The 25241-nt window shown below is 55.8% G+C and carries 20 protein-coding genes, 2 tRNA genes and 1 other annotated feature; of the genes, 9 read left to right on the forward strand and 13 right to left on the reverse strand.

Going from position 1 to position 25241, the window contains the following annotated elements; all coding sequences use genetic code 11:
* Positions 1-59: 59 nt before the first annotated feature.
* Positions 60-2753, reverse strand: coding sequence for a cation-transporting P-type ATPase (locus AC2FAJ_RS06385; RefSeq protein ID WP_232927316.1), 2694 nt, complete (start codon positions 2751-2753; stop codon positions 60-62).
* 47 nt (positions 2754-2800) lie between these two features.
* Positions 2801-3232 carry a universal stress protein gene (locus AC2FAJ_RS06390; protein ID WP_045629804.1) on the reverse strand — a complete coding sequence of 144 codons (432 nt, stop codon included), beginning with the start codon at positions 3230-3232 and terminating at the stop codon, positions 2801-2803.
* Positions 3233-3627: 395 nt separating this feature from the next.
* On the opposite strand from AC2FAJ_RS06390, the gene AC2FAJ_RS06395 reads away from it, so the two are divergent.
* From AC2FAJ_RS06395 to AC2FAJ_RS06405, 3 genes are read left to right on the forward strand one after another with little or no spacing between them, the layout of a single operon-like run.
* The gene (locus AC2FAJ_RS06395; RefSeq protein ID WP_045629805.1) at positions 3628-4713 is read left to right on the forward strand and encodes an efflux RND transporter periplasmic adaptor subunit; all 1086 of its coding nucleotides are present in this window, start codon (positions 3628-3630) and stop codon (positions 4711-4713) included.
* On the forward strand, positions 4713-7775 hold the full coding sequence (locus tag AC2FAJ_RS06400; protein ID WP_485453939.1) for an efflux RND transporter permease subunit: 3063 nt from the start codon (positions 4713-4715) through the stop codon (positions 7773-7775). Before AC2FAJ_RS06395 ends, AC2FAJ_RS06400 begins: the two co-directional genes overlap by 1 nt.
* A complete protein-coding gene (locus tag AC2FAJ_RS06405; protein ID WP_045629806.1) occupies positions 7772-8737 on the forward strand; it encodes an acyltransferase in 966 nt (321 codons plus the stop codon). The genes AC2FAJ_RS06400 and AC2FAJ_RS06405 overlap by 4 nt, the downstream gene beginning before the upstream one ends.
* Here the strand turns inward: AC2FAJ_RS06405 and pagP are convergent.
* Positions 8734-9309, reverse strand: a complete 576-nt coding sequence (gene pagP / locus AC2FAJ_RS06410; RefSeq protein ID WP_028013749.1) for a lipid IV(A) palmitoyltransferase PagP — start codon at positions 9307-9309, stop codon at positions 8734-8736. The genes AC2FAJ_RS06405 and pagP overlap by 4 nt on opposite strands.
* Before the next feature lie 255 nt (positions 9310-9564).
* On the opposite strand from pagP, the gene shiA reads away from it, so the two are divergent.
* The 3 genes from shiA to AC2FAJ_RS06425 all read left to right on the forward strand — a co-directional run bounded on the left by shiA (position 9565) and on the right by AC2FAJ_RS06425 (position 14194).
* Complete coding sequence (gene shiA / locus AC2FAJ_RS06415; RefSeq protein WP_041909186.1) at positions 9565-10881, forward strand: shikimate transporter; 1317 nt, start codon at positions 9565-9567, stop codon at positions 10879-10881.
* Positions 10882-10954: 73 nt separating this feature from the next.
* On the forward strand, positions 10955-12409 hold the full coding sequence (locus AC2FAJ_RS06420) for an AMP nucleosidase (RefSeq protein WP_041909184.1): 1455 nt from the start codon (positions 10955-10957) through the stop codon (positions 12407-12409).
* An 18-nt stretch (positions 12410-12427) separates the two neighbouring features.
* Entirely contained in the window at positions 12428-14194 is a 1767-nt protein-coding gene (locus AC2FAJ_RS06425) for an aminopeptidase P family protein (RefSeq protein WP_485453940.1), read from the forward strand.
* 142 nt (positions 14195-14336) lie between these two features.
* On the opposite strand, the gene AC2FAJ_RS06430 is transcribed toward AC2FAJ_RS06425, so the two are convergent.
* A tRNA-Asn gene (locus AC2FAJ_RS06430) sits at positions 14337-14412 on the reverse strand.
* Between the two features lie 103 nt (positions 14413-14515).
* A complete protein-coding gene (gene emmdR / locus AC2FAJ_RS06435; protein ID WP_222567013.1) occupies positions 14516-15970 on the reverse strand; it encodes a multidrug efflux MATE transporter EmmdR in 1455 nt (484 codons plus the stop codon).
* Between the two features lie 161 nt (positions 15971-16131).
* On the opposite strand from emmdR, the gene AC2FAJ_RS06440 reads away from it, so the two are divergent.
* Positions 16132-16207 (forward strand) — tRNA-Asn (locus tag AC2FAJ_RS06440).
* A gap of 163 nt (positions 16208-16370) precedes the next feature.
* Here the strand turns inward: AC2FAJ_RS06440 and AC2FAJ_RS06445 are convergent.
* From AC2FAJ_RS06445 to dacD, 4 genes are all read right to left on the reverse strand, one after another.
* Positions 16371-16706, reverse strand: coding sequence for a DUF496 family protein (locus AC2FAJ_RS06445; protein WP_028013754.1), 336 nt, complete (start codon positions 16704-16706; stop codon positions 16371-16373).
* Between the two features lie 159 nt (positions 16707-16865).
* Positions 16866-17924, reverse strand: a complete 1059-nt coding sequence (locus AC2FAJ_RS06450; RefSeq protein WP_485453941.1) for an FUSC family protein — start codon at positions 17922-17924, stop codon at positions 16866-16868.
* A gap of 92 nt (positions 17925-18016) precedes the next feature.
* Positions 18017-18490 carry a DNA gyrase inhibitor SbmC gene (gene sbmC / locus AC2FAJ_RS06455; protein WP_041909176.1) on the reverse strand — a complete coding sequence of 158 codons (474 nt, stop codon included), beginning with the start codon at positions 18488-18490 and terminating at the stop codon, positions 18017-18019.
* Positions 18491-18609: 119 nt separating this feature from the next.
* Positions 18610-19776, reverse strand: a complete 1167-nt coding sequence (dacD, locus tag AC2FAJ_RS06460; protein ID WP_193358768.1) for a serine-type D-Ala-D-Ala carboxypeptidase DacD — start codon at positions 19774-19776, stop codon at positions 18610-18612.
* Positions 19777-19974: 198 nt separating this feature from the next.
* Between dacD and sbcB the strand changes: the two genes are divergently transcribed.
* Entirely contained in the window at positions 19975-21411 is a 1437-nt protein-coding gene (gene sbcB / locus AC2FAJ_RS06465) for an exodeoxyribonuclease I (RefSeq protein WP_153656654.1), read from the forward strand.
* A gap of 59 nt (positions 21412-21470) precedes the next feature.
* Here the strand turns inward: sbcB and plaP are convergent, their stop codons facing one another.
* The 4 genes from plaP to AC2FAJ_RS06485 form a co-directional block, all read right to left on the reverse strand.
* Positions 21471-22829, reverse strand: coding sequence for a putrescine/proton symporter PlaP (plaP, locus tag AC2FAJ_RS06470; protein ID WP_028013759.1), 1359 nt, complete (start codon positions 22827-22829; stop codon positions 21471-21473).
* Complete coding sequence (yoeI, locus tag AC2FAJ_RS06475; protein WP_099458931.1) at positions 22819-22881, reverse strand: membrane protein YoeI; 63 nt, start codon at positions 22879-22881, stop codon at positions 22819-22821. The genes plaP and yoeI overlap by 11 nt, the downstream gene beginning before the upstream one ends.
* 219 nt (positions 22882-23100) lie before the next feature.
* Positions 23101-24030, reverse strand: coding sequence for a LysR substrate-binding domain-containing protein (locus AC2FAJ_RS06480; protein ID WP_041909174.1), 930 nt, complete (start codon positions 24028-24030; stop codon positions 23101-23103).
* A 41-nt stretch (positions 24031-24071) separates the two neighbouring features.
* Positions 24072-24896 carry an SDR family oxidoreductase gene (locus tag AC2FAJ_RS06485; protein ID WP_485453942.1) on the reverse strand — a complete coding sequence of 275 codons (825 nt, stop codon included), beginning with the start codon at positions 24894-24896 and terminating at the stop codon, positions 24072-24074.
* 175 nt (positions 24897-25071) lie between these two features.
* Between AC2FAJ_RS06485 and hisL the strand changes: the two genes are divergently transcribed.
* Positions 25072-25122 (forward strand): his operon leader peptide, encoded by a 51-nt coding sequence (gene hisL / locus AC2FAJ_RS06490; protein ID WP_001364200.1) that lies wholly within the window; start codon positions 25072-25074, stop codon positions 25120-25122.
* Positions 25098-25221, forward strand: a sequence feature (His leader region). (Overlaps the previous gene by 25 nt.)
* Positions 25222-25241 lie beyond the last annotated feature (20 nt).

A 25241-nucleotide genomic window follows, 5' to 3' on the forward strand; every position in this document is an offset into this window, starting at 1 on the left:
TTTCCTGTGCTCAAAAAAGAGAAAGCCTGGACTCAGGCAGGCTTTCTCAGTTTACGCTATTACGCCTCGGTTTTGCGCCATCTGCGCGTCAGCACTTTTTCCGCCTCGACAATAAGGAACATCACAAAACCAATCAGGAAGGTGATGACCCAGTAGCGGAACGGCAGCGCTTCGGTACCAAACAGCATCTGCATGAACGGGGCGTAAATGATAAGAAGCTGAAGCGCCAGCAGTACGCCGCTCACGATCCAAATCCCTTTATTCGCCAGCAGACCTTTGCTCAGCGAGAAGCCGTCATTAACGCGACAGTTGAGCATGTAGAACCACTGCGCGGTCACCAGGGTTTGCAGCAGCACGGTGCGGATGAATTCCGCCGAGTAGCCGCGCGGCTGTAGCCAGGCTTCCAGCACGAAGGCGCTAATGGCAATCATCAGACCGACAAACACCACGCGCCAGATGGCGTAGCCGTCCATCACATGCAGATTCGCCTTGCGCGGTGGCCGGTTCATGATGTCCTTCTCACCCGCTTCAAACGCCAGGCCAAACGACAGGGTTGCCGACGTCGCCATGTTCATCCACAGGATCAGGACCGGCGTCAGCGGAATCAGGTTCCCCGCCAGCAGCGCGATGATGATCAGCAAAGCCTGCGCGATGTTGCTCGGGATAACGAACAGAATCGTTTTTTTCAGGTTATCGTAAACCCGCCGTCCCTCGTGGACCGCACTGGCAATGGTGGCAAAGTTGTCATCCGTTAACACCATGTCGGCGGCTTCCTTGGTGACCTCAGTCCCCTTAATCCCCATGGCGATACCCACATCCGCCCGCTTGAGCGCTGGGGCATCATTTACGCCATCCCCGGTCATGCCCACCACTTCCTGTTTACTTTGCAGGGCCTGCACGAGGCGGAATTTATCCTCCGGGCTGGTTCGGGCGAAAATATCGTACTGCTGCGCGGCGTCGCTCAGCTGACGGTCATCCATCGCCTCCAGCTCGCGTCCGGTGATCGCGCTTGCGGCGTTACCAATCCCCAGCATTTGCCCGATGCTCATGGCCGTTTGCGGGTGGTCGCCGGTGATCATTTTCACGCGAATCCCGGCCTGCAGACAGTCGGCAATCGCGGTGATGGCCTCCGGACGCGGCGGATCCATCATTCCTGCAATACCCAGCAGGATCACGCCATCATGGAGGTCCGGGTGATCCAGATCGCGCTGTCCCTCGCGGGCAGGTTTCCAGGCCGCCGCCACCATGCGCAGCCCTTCCCGGGCATACTCTTCAATCTTCCCTTCCCAGTAAGGTTGATCGAACGGCTGCAGTCCGTCATTCGTCTGCTGGTGCTGGCAGAGGCGGAACAGGACGTCCGGCGCGCCGGTAATTAAAATCACCTCTTCATCACCCAGCCGATACAGCGTGGACATATATTTATACTGCGAATCAAACGGGATTTTACTGCGCATTTCCGTATCAAGCGGTGGGAGCGGGATTTTCGCCGCCAGCACCTTCAGGGCACCCTCGGTTGGTCCTCCGGTGATTTTCCACAGCCCCTGCTCGTCTTTGATCAGCTGGCTGTCATTACAGAGGTCAATGGTGCGCAGGTAGCGTTCCAGCAGGGAACCCTGGGTCACGCTGACGGGCGTCGGGTCATCTACGGGGTGAATATTCCCCACCGGTTCGTAGCTGTCGCCCTCCACGCGATAGGTCGTGTCAGCGGTAATCACCGCTTTGACCGTCATTTCATTCATCGTCAGGGTGCCGGTTTTATCCGAGCAGATGACCGTCATTGCGCCCAGGGTTTCCACCGTGGGCAACTTGCGAATAATGGCCTTGCGACGCGCCATGGCCTGTACGCCAAGCGAAAGGATGATGGAAATGATGGCCGGCAGGCCTTCCGGCACGGCGGCAACGGCGAGGCTGATAAGCGACAGCACCAGTTCAGAAACCGGCATATCCCGGAACAGGAGGCTAAAGACGAACAGCGCTAACATCATCACCAGGATAGTGATGAAGATGGTCTTACCGAGCTTGTCCATCTGCACCATCAGCGGCGTGCGGTGCTTTTCAATGTCGGACATCATCTGGTTGATGTGGCCAAGCTCGGTCTCCCCCCCGGTGGCCACCACCACGCCTTTACCGCCGCCGGAGCTGACGGTGGTGCCTGAGTAGAGCAGATTATAGCGATCGCCTAAGGGCAGTTCCCCGCTTAACGCATCGCTGTTTTTCTCAACAACGGTGGATTCGCCAGTCAGGATGGCCTCCTCCACGCGAAGGTTATGCGCTTCAATTACGCGCAGGTCCGCAGGGATACGATCCCCGGCGCGGATCACCACGATATCGCCCGGGACCAGCGCCGTGGTGGGGATCGTTTCATGATTCCCCTGTCGTACCACCACGGCTTCGCTGGAGAGCATATTGCGAATACTCTGCAACGATTTTTCAGCATTGCTCTCCTGGATATGGCCAATCAGCGCGTTAATGATGGCAACCCCAAGGATCACAAACATGTCTACCCAGTGGCCCATAAAGAGCTTAAGCAACGCGGCCACCAGCAGAACGTAAATCAGTACATCGTTAAAATGCGCCAGGAAGCGCAGCCAGGCGGGTTTGCCCTTTTTTTGCGGCAATGCATTCTCACCATGCTGCTGAAGTCGGGCTGATGCCTCAGTGCCGCTAAGTCCTTCCAGAGTGGAGTGGATATTCGACAGGGTTTCATCAACGGTTTGTTGATAATACGGACGTTCAGGTTTTCCTGTTTTCATTGTTACTTCCTCAGGTTCTATTCAGAAATCACCTTGCTTTCATGAAATTAACGAATAACGAAAACAGGAACATGGGCGTAACGGACAATACTTGCCGCCTCCGATCCTAACAAATGGGTTTGAATATTTGGATTGCGGGAGCCGACGATAATCGCGCCAGCAGCAAGTTCATCCGCCAGCTTAATAACCTCATCACGAACATTTCCGCTACGAACATGGAGGTGAACGCGCTCTTCTGGCATATTCAATTTTTTGACCAGGTCAGACAGTTTTTCTTTTGAATTATTAATCATATATTCATCCATCTTTCGCGCATCTGAAATAAAACCGCGCGTCAGCTCGGCTGAAAATTTTGGCATGACGTGCAGCAAATGAATGTCACCCAATGCGCTTTGCGCCAGAAACTGTGCATGCTGCAACGCTTTATCCGCCAGGCTTGTCTCGTAGACATCCACCGGAACGAGAATGTTTTTATACATATCGAGCATCCTTTTTATAACCAACATGAGAGTGAATGAAGCAAAAAAACGCATTAAATGCAGGGGGTTGCCCTTAATGCCAGTTACGGTAAAAGAGATGAATAATATTAAACGTAGCACAGGAATTTCAGGTTTAGCGCGTCCCCGCTGCTAATGGTTATTTAACATTTATCTTTTCGCCGACTATGCTCATAGTGAGTTACCGCTTCCGGCTCATGGAGGAATGTATGTATGGCATAAGCCTGATCCGACTGGGTATGTTTATTGCGCTTGCCATTATCGCCAGCACGGCGATTGGTTTATTTACCTATATGGTCGTCACTGTTCTGGCAGAATAGTGTCACCCCTGTCCAGGTTATGGAATAAATAAAACAGTTATTTATTAGGGGAATACAGTGAACCGCTACCTCTCTCTTTTACCGTTCGTTTTGTTAACGCTCACAGCGTGCGATCCTAAACCTGAACAAGCCTCCCCCCTGCCCAGAATGGTTAAAGTGGCGGAGGTGACGGTTCCCGGTCATGCCCAGCAGCGCGTTTTTCCCGCCCGCATTGAATCGGGCGATGCCACAGACCTTTCCTTCAAGCGCGCTGGTCAAATTGAAGCGCTCGATGTGCGTCAGGGCGCAGCCATCAAGCAGGGCCAACAGCTTGCAAGATTGAACGCCCGTGAAGCCCAGCAGCGGGTTAACGACAGGCAGACGGCGGCGACGCTGGCCCAGAGGCAGTTCGATCGCTTCCAGACGCTGGCGGGCCGCCAGGCGATTTCGAAAGCCGAAATGGACGTGCAGCGTGCAAACCGCGATTCGGCGAATGCGGCGCTGCAGATTGCCCGAGAAGAGTTGAATCAGATGACGCTCGTCGCCCCCTTCAGCGGGACGGCGGCCAGCGTACATGTCCGAAACCATCAGGTGGTGTCTGCTGGTCAGCCCATCGCGACGTTAACCCGCACCGATCTGCTTGACGTGGTGTTCAGCATCCCTGAAAACCTGTTTAAGACCTTTGATATCCGCAACGCGCAGTATCGTCCGGTAGTGAGAATTAACGCCATTCCGGATCGGGAATTTACCGCCGTCTACAAAGAGCACTCGGGCAGCAGCGACAGTAATACCCTGACCTGGCAGGTGATACTGACCATGCCGCGACCAGAGGATTTTCCCGCCGTCGGTGGCGTAAGCGGTACGGTTACCATCAATTTAACCAACCTCCCGGCTGGCGCGGGCGCTCAGGCGCTGGTTGTACCGGTTGAGGCCGTCTTTAACCCGGACAACAGCCCACGCAATGAGCCGCACGTCTGGGTTGTGGCGGGAGAAGGCGACACGCTCCATCTTGAAGACCGCAAGGTCAGCGTGGGTCAAGTGATAACCGAAGGCGTGACGATCACCAGCGGGCTTAAGGCGGGCGAGCGCGTGGTGGCCGCAGGCGTGGGAGAGCTCCATGCTAACCAGCCGGTGCGTATCTGGACGCGTGAGCGGGGACTGTAATGGATATCACTCGTCAATTTATTAATAACCCGGTTCGCGTCTGGCTAACGATTCTGCTGCTGGGCATGGGGGGGATTTTCGCCCTGTTGAATATCGGCAGGCTGGAAGATCCCGCCTTTACCATCAAAACCGCAGTGGTGGTCACCCACTACCCAGGCGCATCCGCTCAGCAGGTTGAAGAAGAAGTGACGCTGCCGCTGGAGAATGCCCTTCAGCAGCTGCCTTATCTGGACAACGTGAGCTCCATCTCTTCAAACGGGCTGTCGCAAATCACCGTTAACATCGCTTCACGCTATCACTCGAACGAACTGCCGCAGATTTGGGATGAGCTGCGCCGCCGCGTGGGCGATGCCTCGCGTCAGTTCCCGCCCGGCGTCGTCACGCCCTTTGTGAATGACGATTTCGGCGACGTATTCGGCTTCTTCTTCGCCATTTCCGGGGATGAATTCAGTAATCCTGAACTGGTGAGATATGCGGAGCAGCTGCGCCGTGCGTTGATTCTGGTCCCCGGCGTCGCGAAGGTCGCCATCGGCGGGGCCATTAGCCAACAGATCAACATCGATATCTCTCTGACCAAAATGGCCGCGCGCGGCATTACGCTGAACCAGCTTTCCGCCCTGCTCAGCAGGCTCAACGTCGTTTCCAGCGCCGGAGAAATCACCTCGGGCAGCGAATCCATTCGTCTACACCCCACCGGTGAGTTCGAGAATCTTGATGAACTGGCGGATCTCATCATCACGCCTTCCGGTACCGGGGCGGCGACGCGCCTGCGGGATATCGCCACGCTGTCGCGCGGGCTGAACGAATCGCCCGCCAGTATCTACCATGCCAACGGCAAAAAAGCCGTCACCATGGGCGTCTCGTTTATTCCCGGCGTGAACGTGATCGACGTGGGCCACGCGCTTGAGGCGAAGCTAAACCAGATGTCGGCGGAAAAACCGGCAGGCATACAGATAGATCTGTTTTACGATCAGGCAGCCGAAGTGGGCCATTCTGTTAACGGTTTTATTATTAACTTCCTGATGGCGCTGGCGATTGTCATCGGCGTGCTGCTGATCTTTATGGGGGTACGCAGCGGGATCATCATCGCGGTTTCTCTCGCCCTTAACGTGCTGGGCACGCTGCTGATTATGTATCTGTGTGGCATTGAGCTACAGCGCATCTCGCTCGGGGCGCTGATTATCGCCCTCAGCATGCTGGTGGATAACGCCATCGTGATTGTCGAAGGGGTGTTGATTGCCCGGCAGCAGGGCTCCCCGCTGTTAACCGCCGTAAACAACATCATCCGCCGCTCCGCCCTGCCGCTGCTGGGGGCGACGGTGATCGCCATCCTTGCGTTTGCTCCTATCGGGTTATCGCAGGATTCCACCGGGGAATACTGTAAATCTCTGTTCCAGGTGCTGCTGATTTCCCTGATGCTGAGCTGGTTCTCGGCGCTCACCCTCACCCCGGTGCTGATTAAGTGGTGGTTGTTTAAAAACGACAGCGCACCGGACACTACTGACGAGTCAGATCCTTACGACAAACGTCTCTACCGCCTTTACCAGCACCTGCTGAACGCACTGCTGCACCATAAAGCGCCGACGCTGGTAGTGATGGCCGCCCTGCTGGCCGCGTCTGTCTGGGGGTTTGGCGCGGTGCGGCAAAACTTTTTCCCGTCGTCCAATACGCCGATTTTCTTTGTCGACCTCTGGTTACCCTACGGGACAGATATCAAATGGACCGAGAAAATGACCGGCGACATTGAGAAAACCATCAAGGGACGGCCCGGCGTGGAAACCACCGTCTCGACCATTGGTCAGGGGAGCATGCGCTTTATTCTGACCTACAGCGGACAGCGGCAGTACAGCAACTACGCGCAGATCATGGTGCGTATGGATGACCAGCGCAGCATCTCCGCGCTGACGCGCTACGTGGATGAGTACATCGCGCGTAACTACCCGCAGGTCAACGCCAGCACGAAACGGGTGATGTTTGGGCCCTCCGGCGACAGCGCCATTGAAGTGCGCATTAAAGGCTCGGATCCTGACAGGCTGCGTCTGATTGCCAGCCAGGTGGACGATATCCTGGCGCGCGACCCGGCCACGGGGAGCGTCCGAAACGACTGGCAAAACCGCAGCAAAGTGATCCGTCCACAGTACGTCGCCGCGCTGGGACGCGAGCTTGGCGTGGATAAGCAGGACGTCGACAACGCGCTGGAGATGAATTTCTCCGGCAGCCGGGCGGGGTTGTATCGGGAAGGCAGTGACCTGCTGCCCGTGGTGGTGAGGCCTCCGGAAAGCGAAAGGCTGGACGCCAGCCACCTGAACAACGTGCTGGTGTGGAGCCATGCGCGGCAGCAGTATCTCCCGCTGAGTAACGTCGTTAGCAGCTTCACCCTGGAGTGGGAAGATCCGCTCATCCTTCGACGCGACCGCTCGCGGGTACTGACGGTTCAGACGGATCCGAACCCGCTGAGCCAGCAAACCTCCGGTGATATTCTCGCCCGCGTGAAGCCGCAGGTGGATGCCCTTCCCCTGCCACACGGCTACAGCATCGAGTGGGGGGGCGACGCGGAAAACTCCAGCGAAGCGCAGCAAGGGCTGTTCACTACGCTACCTCTCGGGTATCTGGTGATGTTTGTCATTACGGTGCTGATGTTCAGCTCGGTAAAAAATGCCGTCGCGATCTGGCTAACCGTACCGCTGGCGTTGATTGGCGTCACGCCAGGATTTTTAATTACCGGCATTCCCTTTGGCTTTATGGCGCTGATTGGTCTGCTGAGCCTGAGCGGAATGCTCATCCGCAACGGCATCGTGCTGGTGGAAGAGATTGAACAGCAGAAAACGCACAAGGATCAGCACAGCGCGATCGTTTATGCCGCCACCTCGCGCCTGCGCCCTATCCTGCTCACCGCGTTCACGACCGTACTTGGCCTGGCACCGCTGCTGCTGGATGTTTTCTTCCAGAGCATGGCCGTTGTGATTATGTTTGGACTGGGGTTTGCTACAATCCTGACGCTACTGGTACTCCCCGTGATCTATGCGTGTTTCCATCGTAAGGACGAAGCCAAACAACAATGAATGCGACAGGGCTGAACATTATCAAGACGCTGGGCTGTATGACGGCGGTCACCTTCTTCACCATCTACAATACCTGGGATCATTATGACTATGACTATCACTGGATCCTGGGCTTTTTAACCTTTATCTCGACCATCGCCACGCCGCTGTTTTTTGTGGTGTCGGGCTATCTCGACGGGCAATCCCGGCACGGCACGCGCTGGCAGCTGGGTAAAATAAAAAGTCTGGTGATTGTTTTTCTGTTCTGGATAACCATCTACTACCTGTGGGAGCCTTATCAGCGCGGGTATTTAATTCAGCCATGGTTCGTGTTCGCCTTTGTGGTGATTTACACCTTCCACCCGGCGGTGGAGTGGCTTAGCCAGCGGAGATCGCTGTTCTGCGGCGCGATTGCTGCTCTGCTGTGCTTTTCCTACGGATACGATCTGCTATCGGCGCTTTATCCTGAAACGCACGTCCTTTCGCTTTCGCCGCAGTATCGGCTGTGGACATGGCTGCTGTTTTATCTGACCGGGCAGCTCTTCTGCGACCCAAAAGTGGCCGAGTGGATAAGCCGCAAAAACGTGGTTCGGGCGGCGGTTGTCGCCATCCCGTTTATCTATCTCTTCACCTGGTTTTACGAGCGCCACTTCTTTTTTGCCCTGTTTAAGGCCGACAGAAACGCCTTTATTCTCACCGGCTCGCAGATCTACATCCTGATTATTGCCCTGGTGATTGCGGCGAACGGCGTGCGCTTTCGCCGCAATGCTGAATTAAAGGAGTCCATTCTGGCCGCCATCAGCAAAACGATGACCGGCGTATATATTGTGCACTACTCGGTGTTTCATCTGCTGACGGCGCTGATACCGGTGACCTCTCTCGGCATGAAGCTGGCGCTGATTGTGCTTACGTTCGTCACCTCTGTTCTCTTCTCCATGCTGGTATTGTCTAACGCCGTGGCAAAAAAGGTGATCACCCTTTAAAAGCCTAAGCGCAGCCAGGCAAAAAGCACGTTGCCGTTGTTATACGTTCCGGGAATATAGGTGAACTGGACGGTAACGCGCTTATAGCCGGCAGAAAACAGTGGGAAGATGAACGGCAGAGGCACATAGTTCGCAAAATCATCTCGCGCCGTGATGCCCGCGGCGGCACCGAGCCCAAGGCGGAAATCTTTGGCATTATCCAGATACCAGCCCTTCTCCCAGCCATAGCCCATCGCGGGCTGCCATTCGTTGTGCGAGTCCTTGAACATCATTGCGAAAAGCGCGCTCCAGTTGCCCTCTTCGTTATAGCGGGACACGCCCAGGCCGCCGCCCCACGGCATTTCGTTGTAATTGTCGGTTTTTTCTTTATCGTACATAAAGCGGGCGTGCCAGCTCAGAAACGGCAAGTACAAATCGTAACGTTGCGGCTCTTCCCAGGTCTGGGAGATATCATCCGTCAGCGCATTCCACCAGCCGCTAATACGCTGTTCGCCATAGACTTTCGGCTCGGCATGAAGCGGTGCGGCGAATAAAAACAGGACCATCCAGAACGCCGAAAAGTTACGTTGCATCGTTTTTCCCTCAGCTTTAGTCACGCAGCGGTATCTATTACTGTAATCCATTCAGCACGAACCGGAGCCAAACAGACTGATTTATCTTGAGGCAGGGGAAGATGAAATTTATTTATTCAGCGCCTTCCGGAAAGATAAAAACGTTTTCTCAGGCGTTTTGTCGCGGTAGTCTCATAGGTTCCGTTTATATGACGGCTGCTATGTGAGTGACCTTTTCTTATACCAATAATAAAAAACAGTACGGACAGGATAACTATGGACTCCACCCTCATCTCCGATCGTCCCAACGAGGAGACACCTTCGCTCAATCGCGCCCGCCGCGCTGCACTCGGCAGCTTCGCAGGTGCCGTCGTCGACTGGTATGATTTTCTGCTTTACGGCATTACCGCCGCGCTGGTGTTTAACCGCGAGTTTTTTCCCCAGGTCAGCCCTGCGATGGGCACGCTCGCCGCGTTTGCCACCTTCGGCGTCGGCTTTCTGTTTCGCCCGCTGGGCGGGGTGATTTTCGGCCACTTCGGCGACCGGCTTGGCCGCAAGCGCATGCTGATGCTTACCGTCTGGATGATGGGGATCGCCACCGCGCTGATTGGCATTCTCCCGTCGTTTTCCGCCATCGGCTGGTGGGCGCCGGTGTTGCTGGTGACATTACGCGCCATTCAGGGCTTCGCCGTGGGCGGCGAATGGGGCGGCGCGGCGCTGTTATCCGTTGAGAGCGCGCCAAAAAACAAGAAAGCGTTTTACAGCAGCGGCGTGCAGGTCGGCTACGGCGTCGGGCTGTTGCTTTCCACCGGGCTGGTATCGTTAATCAGCCAGCTCACCACCGACGAGCAGTTTCTGAGCTGGGGCTGGCGCATCCCGTTTATCTTCAGCATCGTGCTGGTGATTGCCGCGCTGTGGATCCGCAACGGGATGGATGAGTCGGCAGAGTTCGAACAGCAACAGCGTGAGGAGCCGTCCGTCAAAAAGCGGCTGCCGGTGATGGAAGCCCTGATTCGGCACCCTGGCGCTTTTCTGAAAATCATCGCCCTGCGCCTGTGCGAGCTGCTGACGATGTATATCGTCACCGCCTTTGCGCTGAACTACTCGACGCAGAATCTCGGCCTGCCGCGCGAACTGTTCCTGAATATTGGCCTGCTGGTCGGCGGAATCAGCTGTCTGACCATCCCCTGCTTCGCCTGGCTGGCGGACCGGTTTGGTCGCCGCCGCGTCTATATCACCGGGGCGCTGATTGGCACCCTCAGCGCCTGGCCGTTCTTTATGGCGCTGGAGGCTCAGTCTGTGTTCTGGATTGTCTTCTTCGCCATTATGCTCGCGAACATCGCCCACGATATGGTGGTCTGCGTGCAGCAGCCGATGTTTACCGAACTGTTCGGTGCCAGCTACCGCTACAGCGGCGCGGGCGTGGGCTACCAGGTGGCAAGCGTGGTCGGCGGCGGGTTTACGCCGTTTATCGCCGCCGCGCTGGTGACCTTCTCCGGCGGTAACTGGCACAGCGTGGCGATTTATCTGCTGGCCGGCTGCCTGCTGTCGGCAGCGACGGCGCTTCTGATGAAAGGGACGAGCCACGCCTGATCTCCCTTTTGTTTAACAGGCGTGTGACATACTATCGGGTAGAGTCGCACACCTGTGGAACAAGGAGACAGAGATGAATAATAAGGGCTCCAGCCTGACCCCGGCTCAGGCGCTGGAAAAACTCGACGCGCTGTATGAACAGTCCGTCAACGCGCTGCGCAGCGCCATCAGCGAATATATCGAAACGGGGAAACTTCCCGATCAAAAGGCCAGAAACGAAGGCCTTTTTGTTTATCCATCGCTCTCTGTGACCTGGGACGGCAGCGCAAGCACGACGCCGAAAACCCGCGCCTACGCCCGTTTTACCCACTCCGGCTGCTACAGCACCACCGTCACCCGCCCTGCACTGTTCCGCCCCTATCTGGAAGAGCAGCTAACGCTGTTGTATCAGGATTACGGCGCGCACATTGCCGTGGAGCCTTCACAGCACGAGATCCCGTACCCGTACGTGATTGACGGTTCGGCGCTAACTCTTGACCGCTCCATGAGCGCGGGACTGACCCGCCACTTCCCAACGACCGAGCTGTCACAGATTGGCGATGAGACGGCTGACGGGATTTATCACCCGGCAGAGTTTTCCCCCCTGTCGCATTTTGACGCCCGTCGGGTGGATTTCTCCCTGGCGCGCCTGCGCCACTACACCGGCACGCCCGCCGAGCATTTCCAGCCGTTTGTGCTGTTTACCAACTACACCCGCTACGTGGACGAGTTCGTTCGCTGGGGCTGTAGCCAGATCCTTGATCCGGACAGTCCATATATCGCCCTCTCCTGCGCGGGCGGGATCTGGATCACCGCCGAGACCGAAGCCCCCGAGCAGGCCATTTCCGACCTGGCGTGGAAAAAACACCAGATGCCCGCCTGGCACCTGATCACCGCCGACGGTCAGGGGATCACCCTGATCAACATCGGCGTCGGCCCGTCGAACGCCAAAACCATCTGTGACCATCTGGCGGTGCTGCGCCCCGACGTGTGGCTGATGATTGGCCACTGCGGCGGCCTGCGCGAAAGCCAGCTGATTGGCGATTACGTGCTGGCCCACGCTTATCTGCGCGACGACCACGTGCTGGATGCGGTACTGCCGCCGGATATCCCAATCCCGAGCATCGCCGAAGTACAGCGCGCGCTCTACGACGCCACCAAAGAGGTCAGCGGCATGCCGGGTGAAGAGGTCAAACAGCGCCTGCGTACCGGTACGGTAGTGACGACGGATGACCGCAATTGGGAGCTGCGTTACTCCGCCTCCGCGCTGCGCTTCAACCTGAGCCGAGCGGTGGCGATTGATATGGAGAGCGCCACCATCGCCGCCCAGGGGTATCGCTTCCGCGTTCCTTACGGCACGCTGCTGTGCGTGTCCGATAAGCCGCTGCACGGCGAAATTAAGCTGCCGGGTCAGGCCAACCGTTTCTATGAAGGGGCGATTTCCGAACATTTGCAGATCGGCATTCGCGCCATCGACCTGCTGCGGGCGGAAGGCGACCGACTGCATTCACGCAAGCTGCGCACCTTCAACGAGCCGCCGTTCCGCTAATAACAATAAGGAAAAACCATGCACACCCCTACTCCGCTCTCTGCCCTGCGTCAGTGGCTTCAGGAAAACAGCCTCGACGGGATGATCGTTCCGCGCACCGATGCCTGGCAAAGCGAGAATTGCGCGTCGAACGACGAAAGGCTGGCCTGGCTGACAGGCTTTAACGGCTCTGCTGGCGTCGCGCTGGTACTGAGGGATAAAGCGCTGCTGTTCGTCGACGGGCGCTATCAGGTGCAGGCCCGCGTTCAGGTGAATATGGATGAGGTTGAGATCCACCATCTGCACAACGAGCCGCTGGCAGACTGGCTGACGACCAACGTCGAGGCGGGCACGCGCATCGGTTTTGACCCAATGCTGATGACGAATACCGAGTTTACGCAGCTGTCTGCCACACCGTGCACGCTCGTGCCGCTGAACGCGTCACCGTTTGACGCCTTATGGACCGATCGCCCTGCCGCACCGGCGGGGCTTATCCGTGAGATGCCGGTTGCGATAAGCGGTGAAAGCAGCGAAGACAAACGTCAGCGCATTGCCGCCGTGCTGGCCGCGAACAACGCTGACTACCTGGCCGTTACGCTGCCGGATAACATTGCGTGGCTGCTCAACGTGCGCGGCTCAGATATCCCCACCAGTCCGGTACCGCTCTCATTTGCCCTGCTCGGTCGCGACGGCCGCGTTGAGTGGTTTGTTAACGATAATAAGCTCGCAGAACTCCCTGATGCAGTTCTGAACGCCTTCACGATTGCGTCGCAAGACACCTTTATTGAACGCTGTCAGCAACTTGCTGAAGGGAAGCGGGTGATGGTTGATGCCGACTCCGCGCCGGTGGCCCTGCGCTTTGCCATTGAACCGCGCGGTGAAATTGTCTGGCGAACCGATCCCATTACCCTCATTAAGGCTACCAAAAACCCGGTCGAGCTGGCAGGGTATCGCGAGTGCCATCTCCAGGACGGCGCCGCGTGGGTCAACTTCCTGGCCTGGCTGAGCCGCGAAGTGCCGCTGCGTGCGGCGGCGGGACAACCGCTAACGGAGCTGGAAGTGCAGGCGCAGCAGCTGGCATTTCGCAAACAGCAGCCCGGTTTTATCGAGCAGAGTTTCGCGACCATTTCCGCCTCTTCGAGCAATGCGGCGATGTGCCACTATCATTCAAGCGAGGCCAGCAACAAGCCCATCGGCCATAACCATTTTTACCTGAACGATTCGGGCGGTCAGTACGCTAACGGCACCACCGATGCCACGCGCACGCTGGCGTGGGGTAATGTCCCCTCGCAGCAGCGTCTGCACTACACCGCCGTGCTGAGAGGCTTCCTGTCGCTGATTACCCTGCAGTTCCCTTCCGGTACGCAGGGGCACCAGCTGGATGCTTTCGCGCGTCGTCCGCTGTGGGAGATGGGGCTGGATTACGATCACGGTACCGGGCACGGCGTGGGCCACCAGCTTCTGATCCACGAAAACCCGCATCGCATCGCCAAAAAGGTCAACCCGTGGCCGCTGGTGGCAGGGAACATCATGACCATTGAGCCGGGATACTATCTGGGCGATAGCCACGGTATCCGTATTGAAAACCAGGTGGAGATAGTGGAGAGCCGTCCGGGGTTTTGCAAATTTGCTTCTCTGACGCTGATCCCGATCGATCTAAGCCAAGTGGAATTGCAGCTGTTGAGCGAGCAGGAAAAGCAGTGGCTGGATGAGTATCACCAGCAGGTACGGGAGGCGCTGTCACCGCTGGTGAATAGCGAGGCGCGTTCGTGGCTCAAGGAGGCAACGGCGCCGGTTCGTGTGTAATTTCGTGCGGTATGATGCCCTCACCCCATCCCTCTCCCACGGGAGAGGGTGAAAACACTAAAAACGGCAACCTAGTTGCCGTTTTGCATTTACCTGACGCAGAAAAGCAAAAAGCCTGCTTCAAAAGCAGGCTTTTCAAATTTGGCTCCTCTGACTGGACTCGAACCAGTGACATACGGATTAACAGTCCGCCGTTCTACCGACTGAACTACAGAGGAATCGTGTGAACGGGGCGCATATTATCGATGCTCCCCGATGATGTCAAAGGCAGAATGCATATTTCCGATCGTTTGCCGAATTATTCTCCATTTCGCGCATTTGTCAGGCATTTTGTCGCGGATATTTCCACAGCCAGCGCCCACTGACCATGCGCCAGTAGAACAGCGCCCCGCGTACGGCCCAGTCAAGGAACATCCCCAGCCAGACGCCCACCACGCCCCAGCCCAGCACCACACCCAGCGTATAGCCCGCCACAACGCGACACCCCCACATGCCAAGCATGGACACCCACATGGCAAAACGGGCATCGCGCGCCCCTTTCAGCCCGGCAGGCAACACCCAGGATGCCGCCCAGATGGGCATAAAGGCGGCGTTGAGCCAGATAAGGATCTTCACCACCTCTTTCACGTCATCTTCGTGGGTATAGAACGCGGCCATCAGCCCGGCAAACGGCGCTGTGCCCCAGGCGATCAGCGTCAGCCCAATCGTCGACAGCCAGAACACATGGCGCAGCTGCCGCTCCGCCTGGCCTATCTGCCCTTTCCCGAGCCGTTTCCCCGTGATGATGGTTGATGCCGACCCAAGGGCGTTACCCGGCAGGTTAATCAGCGAGGCGATGGAGAAGGCGATAAAGTTACCGGCGATAACGTCGGTGCCCATTCCGGCGACAAACATCTGCGTGAGCAGCTTCCCACCGTTGAACAACACGGATTCAATGCTCGCGGGAATACCAATCCCCATCACTTCCCAGATAATGGCGAAATTAAAGGGCCGGAAGTAGCTCTTAAGCGTAAGACGCAGCGAGGGGGTAATCCCCGTCATCAGCACCCCGATGATGGCCGCCGCACCGATATAGCGTGAAATGGTTAATCCCAGCCCGGCCCCGACGAACCCCAGACCATCCCACGAGAACGCGCCGTAGATCAGCACGCTGCTGATGATGATATTCAGGATATTCATCCCACCGTTGATCAGCAGCGGGATTTTGGTGTTACCTGCCCCGCGCAGCGCGCCGCTGCCAATCAACGCGATGGCCGCCGCCGGATAGCTTAAGACGGTCATTTCGAGATAGGTCAGCGCCAGGTCTTTGACCTCGTTCGTGGCTTCCCCGGCGACAAAATCGATAATATCTTTACCGAAATAGTGGATCACCGCCGCCAGAACAATCGAAAAGAGGGTCATGATCATCAGCGACTGACGTGCAGCCTCGCGCGCGCGTTTGGGATCCAGCTTGCCGAGACTAAAGGCCACCACAACCGTCGTCCCGAGATCGATGGCGGCAAAGAATGACATCACCACCATGTTAAAGCTGTCTGCCAGCCCGACCCCCGCCATCGCCTCTTTCCCCAGCCAGCTTACCAGGAAGGTGCTCAGCACTCCCATCAGCAGAACGCAGGTATTTTCCAGAAAAATAGGCACGGCAAGAGGGGTGATTTCACGCCAGAACAGAACACGATAGCTTTTACGTTTTGCGTACCATGGCGTGCGCACGATCGCCTGGCGCAGAGGGGCAGTGACGTTCAAAATGGACCTTAGCGAGAATAGTTGAAACTCCATTTCAAATGATGGGGGAGAAATGCTAATCCTGCAAAGTATTTTCCTGAAAAAGATGTGTGTATTTACAACAAACTGACGACAGAATCGGCAATCAATCGATTTTACCTAAGATCAGGTTTGACAAAAGTTTTTTCGCCGCTAAGATAAGCCTCCACAACGATTCCTCTGTAGTTCAGTCGGTAGAACGGCGGACTGTTAATCCGTATGTCACTGGTTCGAGTCCAGTCAGAGGAGCCAAATTTGAAAAGCCTGCTTTTGAAGCAGGCTTTTTGCTTTTCTGCGTCGGGTAGAATTGTCGGCTGGTGGCCGCGCATGACCCGACCTACAAATCAGCGGACCGTTGATTGTCAAATAAAAAAGCTCCCTGACACCAGAGAGCCTTTTTCACAATTCGCTGCGATTATTCGCTTTTAGCTTCGGCGTTTTTGATTTCGCCCATCACTTTCAGCTTTTTGGAGATGTCGCGACGCTCTTTGGACAGCTCGGCATTTTTGATGATGTAATCATCAACGCGGTCTTCATAGTCGCTCTTCATGCTGGCGATGATGCCCTGAATAGCTTCAACGCTCATGCCCGGCTTGATGTAGTCGCTCAGGTTGTCGAGCAGCAGAACACGTTTCTGGTTGTCACGGATCTTCTTCTCAACGTCCTGGATTTCACGCTGCAGTTTGTTTTTGCGGCGGAACAGGCGGACGAATTCCAGAACATCCTGGAACGAAGGCTTGATAGTTTCCATTTTTTACACCCCTGATAATGTGAGATTCGGATTCGTTAAAGCAACCGCTGTAACAATAACCTTACTGACAGCGGCTGCGAATGACAATGGCTATATCGTTTAAAGCTATCATAACCCCAATTGCTGCTGAATCGAAGCAGCAGGCGTCACATCCGCGTTTTATTTGCGCAGCGCCCGACAAATCAGGTGCGATAGCAGCTCAAGCTGTCGCGCCAGCTCCAGGCTCAGCCAGACATAGCCGTGAATGGGCGTTTCCGCCACGTTATCGCCCTGCCGCTCGTTGATTAACTGCTTCAGTTCCGCCACGATTTCATTGAGCCGCTCGCTGTTCGCCAGCACGGGCTGCGGGTTGCCTTCATAGAGCGCATGGGCGATGGTCAGCAGGGTCTGATGCGTCATCATCTGCGTCTCTTTGAGGGTCTGGGCGTTAAGCATCAACAGATGGCTGGGACGCGTGGCCCAGTGCGCGTTGATTTGCAGTTCAAGCATACACACCAGATTGCGGCTGACCGTCTGGATAGCTTCGAAAATCGCTTTCTGAATATGGGTCTCTTTACTGGCTGGTACTATCAGGCCGCGCATTTTGACCACGTCGTTGAGGATGGTTTGCAGATGCTTTTCCAGCCGGGGACGCTCAACCAGATTCGGTGAAAACCCCGCCTGGTAGACGCGGTTAAACGCCGTGACGTAGTTAGCCATCTGGATACGCCAGTGCAGAAAAGCCCGCTGCGGCCAGATGCCGGTAAACAGCATGGCGAGCAGCGAGCCCAGAATAACGTCCCCGCTTCGCCACATCGCCGTGGTCATATCCCCTGCTGGCGCGCCGACCACGACCGCGAGAGTGATACCAATCAGCAGCGCCTGATAAGGCCGTTTGCCCAGCGCCAGCCAGCCGCACAGGAACATGGCGGCACCGCACCATGCCAGCATCACTGGAAATGAGATGAGCTCAAGCTTCAGGGCAATCAGCCCCAGGGCAGAGCCAAGCACGGTACCACCTATTCGCTCGAAGGCGCGCGGGACAACGTTTCCCCAAAATGAGATTGGCCCCATCACCACCACCAGCGTGATCAGCGGCCACGTTCCTTCCGGTATATCCAGCAACCTGACCAGTACAAAGGTCAACACGAACGCCAGCGCGATGCGACACCCGTGCACCACGCGGTAATGTTTATATAAGCGAATTTCAAAAGGGGTTAATGATTTGTCGGGACGCACACCCGCTCTCCAGCAACACGGCAAATCACAATTGTACTGTGTTTTCAGCCGGGCGGATCGCTCCCGGCTGAAAAACCCTTCATTGAGCAGGCTTAAACCGTTTTGTGCTCTACCGCGATAAACATTTCAATATCCCAGTAGCCGTCCGCGTTGCCATCATTGAGATAGCGCTCAAAGCAGGGCTTAAGCACCATCTGATATTTATTATCCTGCAGCAGGGAATTAAAGAACTGATACCACGGGGTTGCAAAGTCGTAGTTTTCCACGCGCGCCGTCGCCACGGCATAATCACCGGCCGCGATTTCGGTCATCATCACCCCTTCGCTGTTTTCCGGGATGACGAAATCATCCGGTACGGTAACGGCCGTATCGCAGCGCAGTTTTTCTGCCGGAACCTCATCGGGGTTATCGTAATAGACCGCCACCCACTCCAGCGGCTCAATGTGACGCCCGTCTACCCACATGACCAGCTGTTCAAAGCCCTGCTTGACCGTTTTTTCCCACGGCCCAACAAGATGAAAACCCGCAATCTTACGTTTCTGTTGCTGCTTGATGCTGTAGTCCATGCTGCCTCCGATTAGCACTGTATATTTATACACTATAAAGCAGGATTTCTATTATCGGCAAACGAGGAGTGTTTATTATGTGAGCAGACTCGCAACCCTGCCAGTCTGCCCATCAGCGGTTAAAGCGTGTGGTGAAGATAATCGCTCAGGCGTGAGAATACGCCTCCCTTATCAACGGCTTCCAGAGTGACCAGAGGCCAGTGCGCCACGACTTTGTCGCGGTCATAGAGCTGGATCTCCCCGACCCGCTGATGCGCGGCAATCGGTGCTTCCAGCTCTTTTTTATCCAGCACGTATTTGGCTTTGATGTTCGGTACTTCCGCTTTCGGCAGGGCCAGCCAGAAGTCCTGGTCGGTGCCCAGTTTCACCTGTTCTTTATCGCCGTACCAGATACGCTCTGTTCCCACTTTTTTACCGTTATGCAGGATCTGCACCGTATCGAAGTTCTGTTGTCCCCAGTGCAGTAGCTTACGCGCCTGGTCCTCGCGCCCTTTCGGGCTGTCCGCTCCCATCACCACCGCAATCAAACGACGCTGACCGTCCACCGCGGAGGCAATAAGGTTAAAGCCTGCTCCTGAGGTATGCCCCGTTTTCAGGCCGTCCACGTTCATGGTTTTATCCCACAGCAGGCCGTTACGGTTTTGCTGGGTGATGCCGTTCCAGGTGAGACTCTTTTCGCTGTACATATGATAAAACTCTGGCTCACCGTGAATGATGGCCCGGGAGAGCACGGCCAGGTCATAGGCCGAGCTGTGCTGGCCCGGCGCGTCCAGACCGTGGACGGTTTCAAAGTGCGTATCACGCATGTTCAGCTTCTGCACGTAGTCGTTCATCATCTTCACAAACTGCGGCTGCCCGCCAGCCACGTGATCGGCCAGCGCCACGCAGGCATCGTTGCCGGAATCGACAATCAGACCGCGGCTTAAGTCACGCACGGTGACGCGATCGCCCTCTTTCAGGAACATCAGCGACGAACCGTCAAAAACCGGGTTGCCCTTTGCCCATGCGTCACGCCCTACGGTGACGATGTCATCCGGGGTAATGCGGTGGCTATCAATGGCCCGATCCACCACATAACCCGTCATCAGCTTGGTGAGGCTCGCCGGGTTACGTTGCTGATGTTCGTTGCCCGCCGTTAAAATTTGACCAGTCGTGTAATCCATCAGCACCCAGGAGCCAGCCTGGATGGCCGGAGGCTGCGGCGAAAAATCCAGTGGTTCGGCCGCAAAAGCAGATGAGACACTCGAAGCGAGTAAAGAAACAGCAATAAACAGACGGCGTTTCAACGGTATATCCTCAGGTCATTAAAAATCGATGACCTTTTTACGGGAGTTCTGATGTCGTTACCTGGCTTAATTGCAAAAAAATGTGACAGAACGCAGGTTTTACGCGGAAGCGGTCTCGCAAATTTGCGCCGCGGCGGCGCTTTTTATTCGGTCTGACCCGCACGATCGTTTACCATAGTGACGTCATTTTTTAACAGGATGGTATTACTGGTGTCTGACTCTGCCGCTCGCCCGACTTTTTTATTCCACGACTACGAAACCTTTGGCACGCATCCGGCGCTGGACCGACCGGCGCAGTTTGCCGCCATCCGTACCGATGACGAATTCAACATCATCGGCGAGCCTGAGGTCTTTTACTGCAAGCCAGCGGATGATTACCTGCCGCAGCCCGGCGCGGTGATGGTCACCGGGATCACCCCGCAGGAAGCGCGGGAAAAAGGCGTTAACGAGGCAGAGTTCGCCCGCCGCATCCACGATCTGTTTACCGTGCCTAATACCTGCGTGGTCGGTTACAACAACATCCGCTTCGATGATGAAGTGACGCGCAATATCTTCTATCGCAACTTCTACGATCCGTACGCCTGGAGCTGGCAGAACCGCAATTCACGCTGGGATCTGCTCGACATCATGCGCGCCTGTTATGCCCTGCGCCCTGAAGGCATTAACTGGCCGGAAAATGAGGAAGGGCTGACCAGCTTCCGGCTGGAACACCTGACGCGCGCCAACGGCATCGAGCACAGCAATGCCCACGATGCGATGGCAGACGTTTATGCCACCATTGCCATGGCGAAGCTGGTGAAAACCGCACAGCCCCGGCTGTTTGAATATCTGCTGAGCCACCGAAGCAAGCAGAAGCTCATGACCCTTATCGACGTACCGCAGATGAAGCCCCTGGTGCATATCTCCGGCATGTTTGGCGCCTGGCGCGGCAATACCAGCTGGGTTGCGCCGCTGGCGTGGCACCCGGATAACCGTAATGCGGTTATCATGGTGGACCTGGCGGGCGATATTTCGCCGCTGCTGGAGCTTGACAGCGATACCCTGCGCGAACGGCTTTACACCCCGAAAAATGAACTCGGGGATCTGCCTGCGGTGCCGGTTAAGCTGGTGCATATCAATAAATGTCCGGTGCTGGCGCAGGCGAACACGCTGCGTCCGGAAGATGCCGACAGGCTGGGCATTAACCGTCAACACTGCCTGGATAACCTGAAAGTGCTTCGCGATAACCCGCAGGTGCGCGAGAAAGTGGTCGCCATCTTTGCCGAGGCGGAGCCGTTTGTGCCGTCCGAAAACGTGGATGCCCAGCTCTACAACGGCTTCTTCAGCGATGCCGACCGTGCAGCCATGAATATTGTTCTGCAAACCGAGCCGCGTAACTTACCTGCGCTGGACATCACCTTCGCCGATAAGCGCATCGAAAAGCTGATGTTTAACTACCGGGCGCGCAATTATCCCGGCACGCTGGATGAAGCAGAACAGGCGCGCTGGCTGCAACACCGTCGAAACGTGTTTACGCCAGAGTATCTGCAGCATTACGCGCAGGAGCTTGAGTCGTTATACAACCAGTATGAAGGCAACGCAGAAAAACAGATCCTGTTAAAAGCCCTGTTCCAGTACGCGCAAGAGATAGTCTGAAGTGAGATATAAAAAAACCGGAGACAAGGGTCTCCGGTTTTTTTTTGATACGTTAAGACTTAAGCAACGTCTTCGTACTGAGGAACCGGGTTACGGAAGCTCTTCGTAACGCAGGCCAGGTAAACCAGGCCGATACCTGCCCAAATCAGGCCAAGCACCATCGAGCTCTCTTCCAGGTTAACCCACAGCGCGCCCACGGTCAGGGCACCGCACATCGGCAGGAACAGATACTGGAAGTGATCTTTCAGCGTCTTGTTACGCTTTTCACGGATCCAGAACTGAGAGATAACCGACAGGTTAACAAAGGTGAACGCCACCAGCGCACCGAAGTTAATCAGCGCCGTTGCCATCACCAGATCAAAGTTAATCGCCAGAAGCGCGATCGCACCGACAAGGATAATGTTCATCGCCGGGGTACGCCAGGTTGGATGTACGTAGCCGAAGAAGCTTTTCGGGAATACGCCATCACGACCCATTACGTACATCAGACGCGCAACGCCTGCATGCGCGGCCATACCGGACGCCAGTACGGTGATGGTGGAGAAGATCAGCGCGCCGACCTGGAACGCTTTACCCGCCACATAGAGCATGATTTCCGGCTGAGACGCATCCGGATCCTTGAAGCGCGAGATATCCGGGAAGTACAGCTGCAGGAAATAGGTCGAGAAAATAAAGATCAGACCGCCAATCAGCGCCGTCAGGAAGATGGCACGCGGGATCACGCGCTCTGCATCCTTCGTTTCCTCAGACAGGTTGCTAATCCCGTCGAAACCGGTAAAGGAGAAGCACAGAATCGTCGCCCCGGTAATCATCGGGATCACATGCGCATCACCAGACCAGAACGGTTTGCTGCTCGCCAGGGTGCCCGCGCCTTCGCCGTGGAATACGCCATAGATCACCATGCCAAGAATCACGGCAATCAGGACAACCTGAAGCACAACGATAACGGAGTTAAAGTTGGCAACGGACTTGATGCTGCGCAGGTTAAAGGCCGTCATAAAGGCTACCAGCGCCACGACGAAGATCCACGAGGGAATCGATGGCACCAGCGCTTCAAAATAGATTTTTGCCAGCAGAATGTTGATCATCGGCGCGAACAGGTAGTCGAGCAGCGAAGACCAGCCCACCATAAAGCCAACCGTCGGGCTGATGGATTTCTGGGCATAGGTGTAGGCGGAACCTGCAGACGGATAGCGACGCACCAGTTTACCGTAGCTCAGCGCGGTAAAGAGGATCGCAATCAGCGCAAAGCCGTAAGCCGTCGGCACATGACCGTCAGTGAGGCCCGATACGATACCGAATGTATCGAACAGCGTCATCGGTTGCATATAGGCAAGGCCCATCATAACAACCGGAATCAACGTAAGCGTTTTACGTAATTCCACGCGAGAGGTGTTTGGAGTTGCGTTATGCGACATAGTTATTCTCCTTTACGGTGATAACCGCCACGTAAGCGAAAAATTGCCCCATTTCTTTCTTCCTCAGCGACAACAACTGTCGGATTTTAGTAAATATCTATCCGGTACGAAGCCCGGCCTCTTGGTTTTTAGTTTCGTTTCGTACATGCAAAAAAAAATAACCGACGCCTTTTATATCGTCGATTATTCATTTGGTTGCAGCGGCGGCATTTTGCCCCACATCGGATACAAAAGGCAATACTTTGCAACGCACCGGGTCATTTTCTTTTTTCTAACTGGCTGATTTCTCGGCGCTCCCCTGAGAGTAAACTGCAGCGATAGCACTATTTGCTAAAATTTCGTCCCGCCACCAGGCGCTGGCCAGCCCGGCGGTTTGTTCATTCCAGCCGACCCACACCGATTCGTTACTGCTTTGCGCAAGCACCTGTTTTTCAACAAGCGCACCGCTATCAATAAAGCGCTGCGCCAGATAGCGCGGCAAATAGCCGCAGCCCAGGCCGCTAATTTGCAGCTCCAGCTTGGTTTTAAAGTCAAAAACGGTAATGGCCTCCTGCTCATCCAGCAGCTGCGAGGAAACCGCACATTCGGGGCGCGAGCTGTCCCCGACTACTATCGCGCGGTACCCCTTAATAACGCGACGGTTAAGAGGATCAGGCTCCTGAGCCAGCGGATGATGGGGCGCCACGGCAAATACCTGCTCCAGCACGCCCAGGCGGGCAAAACCAAAGTCACTCAACTGGGGAGGCTCGTGCAGGGCACCGACAAAAATGTCCGCCCTGCCCTGGGTTAAGGCATCCCAGGAGCCGCCCAGCACGCCGTTGATGAAAATCAGCCGGGTGACGCTGTGATGCTGATAAAACGCTTCAATGAGCGGCGTCAGTAGAGAAAACGGAAAGGTATCATCCACGCCAATCACCAGCTCATTCTCCCATCCCTGATGGAGCTTAACGGCCTGCTTTTCCAGCTCGCGAACGGTATGAAGAACGTCACGGCCTTTTTCCAGCAGCATCTGCCCGGTGCGGGTAAACCGCGCGCGGTGCCCGGAGCGATCGAGGATCTGTATGTTAAGATCGCTTTCCAGTTTTTGAACGGTGTAGCTCAGGGCCGAAGGGGTTTTGTAAAGCTTTGCCGAGGCAGCCGCAAAGCTCCCCTCTTTTTCCAGTGCATCCAGAATAATAAGAACATCCAGCAGCGGTTTCATGCTCGCCCCCTTCTGGTGTGCGATTGTCTCCGCTGCGGGGCTTATTCCATGGGCATCACCAGCGGATCGGGATACTGATACTCCAACCCCAGCTCATGGCAAATGCGATTGCCATCAACAATTTTGCCTTTACTTTCGTTCTTTGCCTCACCAAAAACCGGCGGAGCCAACCCAAGCTGGCGTGCCATGAGCGGGTAAAACGTGCTGCGCGCCGGATGAGACGGTGCACATATATTATAGATGTGTCCGCCTTTTGGAGCCTGTAAGAGTAGCCCAATCGCGCCAATAACATCTTCAAGATGCACAAGATTCACGCCATGCTGACCGTCTGGTGCCGTCTTACCGGCAAAGAAGCGCCCCGGATGACGCCCCGGGCCAACCAGCCCCGCCAGACGAACGATATCGACCTGCGTGCCGGGAAGGTTATGCAGCCAGTCTTCCAGCTCTTTCAGAACCTGACCGCTCGCGGTTACGGGACGGCGCTCGGAACTCTCTTTCACCACGCCCTCAGCATCGCCATAAACCGACGTCGAGCTGGTAAAAATAATGCGCGGGACGTGATGCGCCAGCGCGCTGTCGACAATCTCCTGCATCGCCTGCAGGTAGAATGATTCGCCCGGGCCACTGCGCCGTGCGGGTAGCGTAATCACCAGCGCATCTACGTTCATCAGCGTGTCCAGATCGTCCGCATCACACACCAGCTCCGGCTCCAGACGCAGTTCAACGCCATCAATACCGCACATGCGCGCCGCTTCGACCCCATCCCGGGTGGTCTTGCTCCCGGTCACCTGCCAGCCTTTCGCGGCTAATGACATCGCCAGCGGCATTCCCAGCCATCCTAAACCGACAATCGCGACCTTTTTCATGCGTATTCTCCTGACTCTCACTCGTCTTTCATAAGGCTACGCCAGCCCGGCAGAACACACAATTCATAGCATCAATATGAAATGAATTAATGATCAAAAAAAGCCCTTGCAATATGTCGTACAACTGGTTTAGGTTAAAAGACATCAAATGAATAAGCATTCATCGAGAATTTATATGACACGCGTTCAATTTAAACACCACCATCATCACCATCATCCTGACTAGTCTTTCAGGCGATGTGTGCTGGAAGACGTTTGGATCTTCCAGTGGTGCATGAACGCATGAAAAAGCCCCCGGAAGATCTTCTTCCGGGGGCTTTTTTTTGGACCAAATTCAGACAGGTT

It is taken from the genome of Enterobacter cloacae complex sp. 385G4, assembly GCF_057320665.1.